This window comes from Bacillus sp. FSL E2-8900, from assembly GCF_037966225.1.
Classification (GTDB): domain Bacteria; phylum Bacillota; class Bacilli; order Bacillales; family Bacillaceae_G; genus Bacillus_A; species Bacillus_A cereus.
Genome location: NZ_CP150193.1, coordinates 1,457,731 through 1,469,478, shown reverse-complemented (window position 1 = coordinate 1,469,478; position 11,748 = coordinate 1,457,731). Strand labels below are relative to the sequence as shown.

Below are 11,748 nucleotides of genomic sequence, written 5' to 3'. Positions count from 1 at the left end.
CATACAACAAAAAAAGACTATCAAAATTGATAGTCTTTAGTCGTCGCTACGCTGCATACCAGTATACATTAATACGAGACGTAATAATTCAAATACCGCTACAGCTGCAGCTGCTACATATGTTAATGCTGCCGCATTTAATACTTTACGAGCTTGCCCATATTCATCTGTTGATACAATACCTAACGCTTCAATTTGTTGCATTGCGCGCTTTGACGCATCAAACTCAACTGGCAATGTAACGAGCTGGAACACAACACCTGCTGCCATTAAAATGATACCTAATAACAATAGTTTTGACATTGTCGCAAATATACCAATCATAATAAATACCCATGATATATTCGATCCAAAATTAGCCACAGGAACTAACGAATGACGAATACGCATAAAGTTATAATCTTGTGCATCTTGAATTGCGTGTCCTACTTCGTGTGCTGCAACTGCTGTACCAGCAACTGAATGTCCATAATAGTTATCCGTTGATAATCGAACCGTCTTAGCGGTTGGATCATAATGGTCTGATAAATGACCTGGTGTTTCTTCTACAGCTACGTTGTATAATCCATTTTCATCTAAAATTTTTCGAGCCACTTCCGCTCCTGTCATACCTGATGTTGAATAAACTTGTGAATACTTGCTATAGGCACTACGTACTCTTGACTGTGCATACAACGGTATGATCATTATGATCGCGAAGTAAATTAAATAAAACATCATGAACCTCCATTGAAGTTTTAATTATAGTACTTCTCATTCTATTTTCTTCTGCCACTATTGTCAATGAATAAACCTTACAATCCATATCTTTATTTATTGCATTATCTATTTTTAGAATGTACATTACTTTTTCTTTTCTCTCTCTCTCCTTTATACTTTCTCCATCCAACATAAGTTAATGTGAATAAAATAAGTCCCCCAGTAATTGTCATAAACCAAATGAGAGAGGGTGCAATTTCATCTTTTTTTACTGTGTGAAATATCTTTTGCAAATCCCCTTTAATAATCCCTAATTGCATTTGGCCGCCTTTCGTTTTTAACATAACGTTACGAAATTCATCTAAATAAGATAAATGAACATTTACACGCTGGACCTCGTTTTCTGGCAAAGCAATCATTAAGCTTGGATAAATAATATTGAATTCATTTAAAAACGTATTTAACGTTTGTTGAAACTGCCCAGCATCTTCTTTTTCCATCGCTTTTTCCATTTGAGAAAAGGCATCCATTACTTTCCTTTCTCTTTCCATCCAAAGTGGTTGATATTTCGATACTTGTGCATCAACAGCAAGTTGTAATGCCAGCACATTATCAATTTTAGCTTGCTTACCTAAACCTTCTTCAGAGAGCGATTGTTGCGCCTTATCGTAAGCTAAAGAAATAACTCTAACTTGATCTGGTGTTACTTCCTGCTTCTTTTCATTCCCCTTTATTAAAAACTGCTCCGAGAAATGTTGTAATACTTGTACCGCTTTTTCATCTTCATTACGCTTCACTAACTGTAACGAGTCGTCTAACAACCCTGTTAGCTCATTCCACTCTTCAGCATATATACGTAACGGAAACATTATAATTAGAAATGCTATCAATCCAATTAATGTTCTCTTCATCCCGGTCCCCCCTATAACTACTAGTACAAAATATGTTAATTTGGACAAGAATAGAACAGAACTAGACCGAAAAATATATTATCGTTTTACAAAGAAAAAATTCTCTTTAAGCAGAGAATTTTTTCTGTGACATCCTTTTCTTTTTTACGAAATATCTATATAAGCTGTAACAAAGTATACTCCCACCTAAAATGAATAATAAAATAGCACACGCAGCATGCATAAAGAACTCTTCTGGTAACATTAATATAATTGGATCCTTTTCAGGATCAAAAACCCAATAATCATTACTAAATAAAAGTTTATGGAATAATACAAAACTCTTTTCAAAATTAATAGCAATTGGTAACATAAGCGCTATCGGAAAAATGATTGTTAAAATCGATCCGTGCAGTAAAAACTTTTCATTTTTCTTTTTTAATAAATAAATTCCGCCTATCACTGCAATCATAATTGTCGCATACATCACATATTGAATCTTTACTAAAATATTTTTAACATCTACAAAATGAATACGGCCATTTGTGGACATATCTAATGTGGGCAAATGTAATGCTCCGTCATAAAACGGGGATAAATATGTAATAAGCACATCGTAATTTCTTTTAATTTCATCCTTCGTCATATCCGCTAAATCAGGAATATTTAAAAAATCAATTTCAAAATAATACAACCATTTTCCATACACAACTGCCGTTGTTGCGAGTGCAAAAATAGAAAATGCTATGCTATATGAAACAACTAAAGTAATCAATCGATCCAATATTTTTGTACCACTCTTATTTTTCTCCATGTTCTCCCCCTAAATGTTCTAACCATCATAAAAAAAATTGTTTTCTTTGCTCACGTAAGCAACAATAATATGTAATACATAGTACAGCAATACTTAACCAAAACGTAAAATAACCAATTTCCTCTACAAACAAATGCATAATTCCATATCGCGGCATTTGCCAAAATAAATAATCAATTGCATCGTTATGCAACGTCCACACAGCTGCTACTATAAAATGCCATTTTTTTATACGATAGAATGGAGCATATAAAAATCCTTGTATTGCCATCGCGAAGTGCGAAAGCATTAACATGTAGCCCATAAGGCCTATGGGCCCTTTTACGTAAATCATAATCGCGTTTACAACAACAGCCCAAATACCATATTTTATTAAAGTTACAATCGCTAACGCTTCTATTAATCCCCAGTTTCTCTTTGCCAAAAAAGCAATTAAAACAAAGACAAAAAAGAGAGTCGCCATAGGACTATCTGGTACAAACGGCCAAAATATAGGTGACGTTTCTTTCAATTGATTTCCGTACCATATAAATCCATAAATTGTACCTAATAAGTTAACAATTAATAAAAATAATAATACCGAGCGTTGTCTTAACATTGCATACAAGTACACCAATCCGTATGTCCAACACCTTTCAAGCAAAGTAATTCATTCACTAAATCCTACTCTATTATAACAAACTTCATCCAACTAAATAGAAAAGCTGACTACAAATTTTGTAGTCAGCTTTTTTATTATTTTTTATTATACTTTGCAACGAATTCCGAAAGCTTCTTCAGTTCCTCATCCGTACCTTTAAATACACCTTTAGGCATTGAACCTTTTCCCTCTTTCGCAATTTTAGCAATTTCTTCTGGCTTTAAAGTTAAGTTTTGCAGTGCCGGTGCTGCTGCCCCGCCTTGTAAATTGTCACCATGACATGTTAAACAAGTATTTTTTTGCATTAATTTATAGCCATCATCATTTTTATCAACTGGCGCTGTTTTTACAATTGCTCCTTGTTTTTTTGCAGCTTCCCAGTCGTGGTGTGCTACAGATTCCCAAGTTAAAAAGATAATCGATGCAATTGCTAAAAGCATAAATCCAGTTGCCACAGGACGCTTCAATGGACGTCTTTCTGGACCTCGATCAAGAAATGGAGCTAACAGTAATGCTCCAAACGCAATCCCTGGCATAATAAATGCTCCAATTACAGTAAATGAACCGGAAGCATACGAATACTTTAATAACTGATACAAGAATAAGAAATACCAATCTGGAAGTGGTATATATCCAGCATCTGTTGGGTCCGCCATTCTCTCAAGCGGCGACGGATGCGCCACTGTTAAACATAAATAACCGATTAAAAAAACTGCACCAACCATCCATTCTTTTAACAAGAAGTTCGGCCAAAATGCTTCTGTTTTCCCTGGGTATTCAGAATAGTCTTTTGGAATATTTGGTTTCCGAGCTACTGGTACCCGAGAATCTCCTACAAACTTCATCCCTTTGCCGCGATGCATAATCTCCCTCCTTTAGTTCTTTCCCCTTTAATTTAGCAATCTCTTATAGTGGACCGGAAATACCTTGTTTGCGAATCATGATGAAGTGGAAGGCCATTAAACCTAGAAGTGCTGCTGGTAAGAAGAAGACGTGAATAGCAAAGAAGCGAGTTAATGTTTGAGCGCCAACAATTTCGGAATGACCAGCGAGTAATGTTTTAATATAAGGACCAATGAGCGGTGTTTGCTCTGCAATTTGAATCCCTACTTTTGTAGCAAATAAAGCTTTCATATCCCACGGTAATAAATATCCGGTAAAACCAAGACCTAACATAACAAAGAAAATAAGAACACCAACAATCCAGTTTAACTCACGGGGCTTTTTATACGCACCTTGGAAGAAAACTCTGAGTGTATGTAAAAACATCATTACAATTACGAGACTAGCACCCCAGTGGTGCATACCACGAACAATTTGCCCATAAGCAACTTCATTTTGTAAATAGTAAACTGATTCCCAAGCATTTTTAATATCAGGCACATAATACATCGTCAAAAACATTCCAGATAAAATTTGAATTACAGTAACGAAAAAGGTAAGTCCTCCAAAGCAATAGACGAATGCAGAAAAGTGATGTGCCGGGTTTACATGTTCAGGTACTTCATGATCAGCGATATCACGCCATATTGGTGTAATATCTAATCTTTCATCCACCCAATCATAAATTTTATTTAACATCTACTTTGCACCCCCTCTTGGCTTCGCTTTTCCTAGATACAGCGTTCCATCTTTCACTTTAGACTCGTACACATCAAGCGGAGCAAGGGGTGGCGTACCTTTAATGTTAATCCCATCTTTTGTATAACGACCCCCGTGACATGGGCAAAAGAATTGATTCGGATGTGCTTTGTCCGAATTCCAGTTAACTGTACATCCTAAATGTTTACATACTGGAGAGAACGCAACAATGTCTCCGCTTTCATCTTTATGAACCCAAGCTGATTTTGGTTCTTCAGACTTGTACCAACCATCAACCTGCTTCACTTTAAAATCGAAACGCTTCGGCTCTGTTGTAATATCCTTTACTTGCGCAACAGCAACCATATCTGTTCCCGCTTCTTTTCTTAACACCGGATCAAGCGCAAATCGCGTCATCGGCATTAAAATACCAGCAGCCATAAAGCCTCCTACCCCTGTGAGTGTGTAATTTAAAAATTGTCTTCTTGACACGCGATGTTCTTTCTCGCTCACGAAAATTTCCCCCCTCTATCAGAAATTGTCCCCTCGTGATAAATTATATAAAAAATAAAAACTAGGACACTATCATGATATAATACGCTCATGCACAGGTCAATATCATACTACTCATAATAATAGGAACTTTCTGTTTATTATGAGTTTCCCCATTTCTCTTCCAGCATCACCATTATATTTTTTATATGTGCATGAATAACTTCTCTTTTTGCTTGATCACTAAATTGTTCTAATGCTAATGAAGGAAACCAAAACAAATCTCCCTGTAACTCTTGCATATCCTCTTTCCATGAAAAATCACTTGTAACATAAGCAATATGCTTAAAACCTTCACTTCGTAAATGATTTGTCCATTCTTGCAAACGACCTTTTTCATTCTTTTGACTTTCTACCAAATACGTAAACGCAGGCAGTAAAAGCACTCTTCCTTTATACTCTCTTTCCAATTCCGTGCTCAACAATTCGATAAATTCACCTTGTTCTACAACCATTTTCATTTCTTTTGCTGCCGAAATTGATAACAGCGGTATTACTCCTGTATCAACATACTCTCTTGCTTGCTCAAACTGTTCCACATCTTTTACAATCCACTTCAAATTCCTTCCCTCCTTCACTTACAAATGACAGAACTTTCACTTTATATATATTAAACCATACTAAAAGAGGTAAAAAAAGAAAAACTACCCAATATAGGTAGTTTTTCTTGATGAAAGTCTGAAATTTGTAAAAATTTATTAATCCAAATAAATTCTATAAAGTTTTTAACTCTGCCGTTAATCTATGAAACGCTTCCTTATCTTGCTTATCTAACGCTTCATCAATTTGTTTCAAAAGGCGTTCTCTCCTAAACGAAAATACACTTTCTTCCAAAAACCTTTCTGCAAGTAAACGATCTTTTTCATTTACTTCAATATGCTTTGGTAGATATGGGTTTTCTTCTAATACAGCTACATAATTCGCATTTTGAAACGATGATTTAAAGTTGAGTTGAATATAAATATCCTCATCTCGATTTAAACGAATATCATGAAACGATTTTTCAGCATCTGTTGTCATAACATTTTGTTTAAAAAAGTGAAACGGTGTGTCTTTCACACAATTCGCTGACATCACTAAGCCACGCGGACAATATTTTGCATGCTCTACGAAGTGGACTTTATGCATCAATTGGTCGTGACTCATTAAATAATTCAGAATCCATACACATTCACGCTGTTTCAGTTGGTAATTATTCAAAAACCATTTTACAAAATCCTTCTTCTCGTTTACAGAAACAGGGGTATTCATAGCAATTAAGTCCCTCCTCTGTCTTTCTCTTTTCTTTTTAGATTCAAGAAGCGGCATTCAGTTTCCTTCCAACTTATGAAAAATCCTCTAAATTATATAACAACTCTTCAATATGAATTTGTGTCGGGTCTAGTTGTAATAACTGGGTAAATACTTCTTTCGCCTCTTTTCGTTTTCCTTCTTCCAATAAGAAATAACCGTACTCTTCTAAGAAGTCTGGATGATTCTTAAAAGAAGTATATGCACTTTCATAGTGTTTTAATGCATCCGAATACATTTCTAATTGTTTTTTTGCATACGCAAGATCCCAAAGTAGTTGTGTATCTGGTTCTCCACTATCAATAGCACGCTCTACAATTGCAATTAACTCTTCGTACTTTTCTTGTTCTTTTAAGATATATGCATATTTTAATGTTGCACCTAAATGCCCTGGATCTAACTCAAGCGCTTTTTGAAGAACTTCCTCTGCTTCTACTATTTTTCCTAATTTCGCCGCAATGTTCGCTAACTCTACATAAAATGGAACTGAAAGCTCATCTACTTTAATTCCTTCATGAAGCGTTTCATAGCTTTCTTGAAGCATTCCTTCTTTTTCATAGCTTTTCGCTAAATACATGTACAGTGATGCGTACTCAGGGTCTAATTCTTTTAGTTCTTGCCAAGCACCGATTGCTCTCTGATATTCTTCACCTTGGTATAATGTGAAGGCATATCCAAATAATGAGTGAATATCTTTTTGTTCCTCTAGGCCTGCTTCATAATAAGAAATCGCTTCTTCCCAGTTTCCGATCGCGCTTAACGTTTCTGCGAGGCGAAGTGCGATCACAACCCCACCCATTACTTTATGTTCCGCTAATAGCGATTCATAATAAGTAATTGCCTTTTGTTCTTCACCTTTACTACTATATAATTCTGCTAACCCAAACGTAATAACAGGTTCATCAGGCATCATTTCTTTCGCCTTTAATAGTTTTTGCTCTGCTACATCATCAAAACCTTGCATTTGGAATAAATCTGCAACAAGTAATAACGATTGAACATATAAATCGTCATTTTCTGGAATATCATGAAGCACTTCAATCGCTTCATCTTCTTTATCTAGATCAATATATAATTCTGCTAAAAATACAGTGAATTCACTTTCTTCTGGATACAGTAAACGTAAGTCTTCAGTAATTGCTAATGCCTCATCTGTAAATCCAAGTGTATGATAGTAACGAGCGATATCATACTTCTCTTCATCATTCGCAATTTTTAATTGTTCTTTTAATAATTGTAATCCTTTTTCCGCTTCACCATTTTCAATATATGAAACAGCTTGTTCAAACTTTTGCATAAACGTCTCCTTTAATTCTAAAAAATATTCTCTTCTGTTCATTTATCATAAGCAACTCACTGTTAGAACGCAACCTTTAGAATGAGCATGCTTCTTCTTATACTTCTTCCTACAGAGTAGTTAATTGTTCAAAAGGTTCGGATATGACACCGATACCTTATCATCATCTTCTATTGTACCGCTTTCTTTTATGACCGTGCAAATAACTTCTCTCACTAATTATCAAGCCATACAAACCGTGGTTTACAGAATAACTTAATTAGCAGTCTTCAACCTTTATTTTGAATGCGATAAAAAAGGCTCCTATAATAGGAGCCTTCACAATCTCTTAAGAATATGTTTCTTCTTTCTGTACTTGCTCATTTACAAGCTCTTTCAGTAACTCTATAATTTCATCATTTTCTTCCTTCAAACCGACAGTAATACGAATACCATCATCGATACCAAATGCAGCACCAGAACGAACGATATATCCTTTTTTCATTAATCGTTCGAAAGCTTCATTACCTGGTATACCGAGTTTTAAGAAAATGAAATTTGTTTGAGATGGATAATAGAATACGTTATATTCTTTACAAAATGCATAATACTGATTTAAACCTTCAGCATTCTTTTGCACACAATCTTGTAAAAAGGCTTGATCTTCTAATGCAGCAAGTGCTACAGATTGGGCTACAGTTGATGTATTGAATGGTAACCTAGCTACTTCTAGCTGTCCGATTAACTTCGCATCCCCAATCGCATATCCGATACGAAAAGCAGCTAAACCATATGCTTTTGAAAACGTGCGTAAAACCATAAGATTTTCATACTTTTCAAGAAGTGGTAATGTTTGCGGATAGTCTTCTGCTTCCGCGTATTCATAATATGCTTCGTCCATAATAACGAGAGCCGACTTAGGAACTGATTCTAAAAATGAAAGTAATTTTTGTTTCTCAACATATGTACCTGTTGGATTATTCGGATTACAAATCCATACAATTTTCGTTTTCTCATCTACTTGCTCTAGCATTGCATCTAAATCGTGAATACCATCTTTAAGTGATACTTCACGAACTTCTGCTCCTTCAATAACAGCATGGTGATGATATTGTGAAAACGTAGGATTCGCCATTACAACGTTTGTTCCTTCATGTAGTAACGCTCGGCTAATCATTTGAATGACTTCATCTAATCCACTACCAAATAGTAGTTGTTCTGCTTTTACACCTAAATGTTCCGCTACTTTTGTCCGAAGTTCAAAGGCATATCCATCTGGATAAAGGGCATATTGGCTCGCTAAAGAAGTTAATGCTTCTGTCACACGTGCTGAGCAACCGAATGGATTTTCATTGGATGCTAATTTCACAATTTTTGATAAACCATATTCTCTTTTTACTTCTTCAATGTTTTTCCCAGGCACATACGCTCTCAAAGTTAACAATTGCTCTTTCACTCTCATTTTTCTTCCCCCAGTCATTTCATTCAATTTGATTACAATACGGTTATAGCCCCTTACTGTAATCTTTTGTCATAACCATCACTATTACGAGAATACCTCTAAATGAGCACTTCACAGCACTTCGCTATCATTTTAAACCATATCTTTTTGAAATGCCTCTAACGCAATATGAACAGTCTCATCTGAAATAGATACGACATTCACTACCCCATATTCCTGCATAAGCACCATATGAATTGCTCCTGCATTTGCTTTCTTATCTTGTTTCATCAATTGAACGAGGCGCTCTACATTCAAATCGCTTGGCATTTTTGGATAGCCGTATTTCAAGAACCACTGCTTCATATCTTCATAAGCAAGATCAACCTTGTACACTTGCTCACTTAAAAATATGGCGAATAACATTCCAACCGCTACACCGTCACCGTGAGTAATATTTCCATACCCTAGCTCTTTTTCAAGAGCATGTCCTAACGTATGTCCAAAATTCAAATGAGCACGTACACCCTTCTCTGTTTCATCTTGTGACACAACATTTGCCTTTACAGGAATCGCCTTCGTTAATATATGGATTAACTTCTCATCATGAAGATCCGCTAATGTTTGCACTTCTTCTTTTAACCAATGGTATAGCTCCACATCACCGATAAGAGCATGCTTTATCACCTCTGCATAACCTGAACGCCACTCTTTTTCAGGAAGAGACTGTAAAAAAGGTGTATGATATACAACTGCTTCTGGCTGATGGAATGCACCAATCATATTTTTACCTAACGGATGGTTAATCGCTACTTTCCCACCCACTGCGCTATCGTGCGCTAATAAAGTTGTCGGAACCTGCACAAAGCGAATACCACGCATAAACGATGCAGCAACAAAACCAGCTAAATCTCCAATCATTCCGCCTCCAAGTGCAAGAATTAAAGAATTTCTATCTAATTTATTTTCAAGAGCTGACGTATGAGCCGCATAGAAATTTTCGAAAGACTTCTCTTTTTCGCCACTTGGTACAACAAACGAAAACACGTGCTGCTCTACTTGTAATGCATCGATAACTGTCTGTAAATGTAGTGATGCAACAGCTTCATCTGAAATAATCATTACGTTAGATACCGCTGGCTGCATATTTTGAACGATCGTTGTTAAGTTTGACAACACTTCTTTACCAACATGTACATCATATTCTTTTGATTTCGTTTGAATATGTATGTTTCCCATTAAAATCCCCTCGCATATTCATTATGTTTCTCAATATTTTCACGAATTAGTTCCATACGATCTAATCCGAATTGTTCTATTAAAGCTGTCGCTAATTCCCAAGCCACAACCGCTTCTGCAACGACACTAGCTGCTGGCACTGCACAACTATCTGAACGTTCAATGCTCGCTGTAAAAGGCTCTTTCGTATCAATATCTACACTTTGAAGAGGTTTATAAAGTGTAGGTATCGGTTTCATCACACCGCGCACAACAATTGGCATTCCAGTCGTCATACCGCCTTCTAATCCCCCTGCATTATTTGTTCTTCGTGTATATCCATGCTCCTCATTCCACAGAATTTCATCATGAACTTCACTTCCTGGTCTATGCGCTGCTTCAAAACCAATTCCAATCTCGACACCTTTAAAAGCATTAATACTCATAATTGCAGCTGCTAATTTCGCATCCAGTTTTCGATCATAATGCACGTAGCTACCTACTCCAATTGGCATCCCTTCCACAATTACTTCAACGATTCCACCAATTGAATCACCATTTGCTTTCGCATCATCAATCGCTTTCATCATTTGGTTACCAGCTTCGTCATCTAAGCAACGTACAGGAGATGCTTCGGTAATACTCTTTAATTCTTCAATTGAACTATACGTAATCTCCTTAGCTTGTACACCGCCAATTTCAATTACATGGCCCGCTACTTTAATACCAAGTTCTGCTAACACCTTTTTAGCAACCGCACCAGCAGCAACACGCACCGTCGTTTCGCGCGCTGACGAACGTTCCAGTACATTCCTCATATCTCTATGACCATATTTAATCGCACCATTTAAATCAGCATGCCCAGGCCTTGGTTTTGTCACTTTCCTTTTCATCTCTTTTTCTTCTTGCTCAGTTAAAGGCTCCGCCCCCATAATTTTTGTCCAGTGTGCAAAATCACGATTTTCAACAACAAGTGCAATAGGGGAACCTAATGTTTCTCCATGTCTAACACCACTTAAAATTTGCACTTGATCCGTTTCAATTTGCATGCGTCTACCGCGCCCATATCCCTTTTGCCTTCTAGCTAACTCTTCGTTTATATCATCTGCTACTAAAGACAATCCTGCCGGAACACCTTCTATAATCGTTGTAAGTTGTGGACCATGAGATTCACCAGCTGTAATATATCGCATACGTTATTCCTCTTTTCGTATATGTATTTATCTCACTATATTAACTTTTATCATTCTAAAAATATTAAAGAAATTATATCATAAATCGACCATTTTCTTATTCTATATTTCCGATAGTCCTAATTTAAATATCAATATATCATAACAGTTCAAA

At 36.1% G+C, this 11,748-nt stretch carries 13 protein-coding genes; all 13 read right to left on the bottom strand.

The features are described from left to right. Positions 1-36 precede the first annotated feature (36 nt). The gene (locus tag NST90_RS07650; RefSeq protein ID WP_011109966.1) at positions 37-720 is read right to left on the bottom strand and encodes a zinc metallopeptidase; all 684 of its coding nucleotides are present in this window, start codon (positions 718-720) and stop codon (positions 37-39) included. Positions 721-821: 101 nt separating this feature from the next. Continuing rightward, on the bottom strand, positions 822-1,610 hold the full coding sequence (ypjB, locus tag NST90_RS07645) for a sporulation protein YpjB (RefSeq protein ID WP_000831584.1): 789 nt from the start codon (positions 1,608-1,610) through the stop codon (positions 822-824). Positions 1,611-1,716: 106 nt separating this feature from the next. After that, the gene (locus tag NST90_RS07640; RefSeq protein WP_000414377.1) at positions 1,717-2,403 is read right to left on the bottom strand and encodes a TIGR01906 family membrane protein; all 687 of its coding nucleotides are present in this window, start codon (positions 2,401-2,403) and stop codon (positions 1,717-1,719) included. 25 nt (positions 2,404-2,428) lie between these two features. Continuing rightward, complete coding sequence (locus NST90_RS07635; protein ID WP_116344925.1) at positions 2,429-3,019, bottom strand: DUF1405 domain-containing protein; 591 nt, start codon at positions 3,017-3,019, stop codon at positions 2,429-2,431. 119 nt (positions 3,020-3,138) lie between these two features. Next, complete coding sequence (gene qcrC / locus NST90_RS07630) at positions 3,139-3,906, bottom strand: menaquinol-cytochrome c reductase cytochrome b/c subunit (RefSeq protein WP_000554603.1); 768 nt, start codon at positions 3,904-3,906, stop codon at positions 3,139-3,141. Positions 3,907-3,949: 43 nt separating this feature from the next. Further along, entirely contained in the window at positions 3,950-4,624 is a 675-nt protein-coding gene (gene qcrB, locus NST90_RS07625; protein ID WP_000932700.1) for a menaquinol-cytochrome c reductase cytochrome b subunit, read from the bottom strand. Then, a complete protein-coding gene (gene qcrA / locus NST90_RS07620; RefSeq protein WP_001290418.1) occupies positions 4,625-5,137 on the bottom strand; it encodes a menaquinol-cytochrome c reductase iron-sulfur subunit in 513 nt (170 codons plus the stop codon). 140 nt (positions 5,138-5,277) lie between these two features. Continuing rightward, positions 5,278-5,736, bottom strand: coding sequence for a YpiF family protein (locus NST90_RS07615; RefSeq protein ID WP_000871313.1), 459 nt, complete (start codon positions 5,734-5,736; stop codon positions 5,278-5,280). 154 nt (positions 5,737-5,890) lie between these two features. Continuing rightward, positions 5,891-6,427: a ReoY family proteolytic degradation factor gene (locus NST90_RS07610; protein WP_001095925.1), complete on the bottom strand. Its 537-nt coding sequence runs from the start codon at positions 6,425-6,427 to the stop codon at positions 5,891-5,893. Between the two features lie 73 nt (positions 6,428-6,500). Next, complete coding sequence (locus NST90_RS07605; protein ID WP_001168671.1) at positions 6,501-7,763, bottom strand: tetratricopeptide repeat protein; 1,263 nt, start codon at positions 7,761-7,763, stop codon at positions 6,501-6,503. A 328-nt stretch (positions 7,764-8,091) separates the two neighbouring features. Then, on the bottom strand, positions 8,092-9,204 hold the full coding sequence (hisC, locus tag NST90_RS07600; protein WP_001264023.1) for a histidinol-phosphate transaminase: 1,113 nt from the start codon (positions 9,202-9,204) through the stop codon (positions 8,092-8,094). Between the two features lie 132 nt (positions 9,205-9,336). Beyond that, positions 9,337-10,422, bottom strand: coding sequence for a 3-dehydroquinate synthase (aroB, locus tag NST90_RS07595; RefSeq protein ID WP_000526821.1), 1,086 nt, complete (start codon positions 10,420-10,422; stop codon positions 9,337-9,339). Further along, positions 10,422-11,594 (bottom strand): chorismate synthase, encoded by a 1,173-nt coding sequence (aroC, locus tag NST90_RS07590; protein WP_001269384.1) that lies wholly within the window; start codon positions 11,592-11,594, stop codon positions 10,422-10,424. Before aroC ends, aroB begins: the two co-directional genes overlap by 1 nt. Between the last annotated feature and the right edge of the window lie 154 nt (positions 11,595-11,748).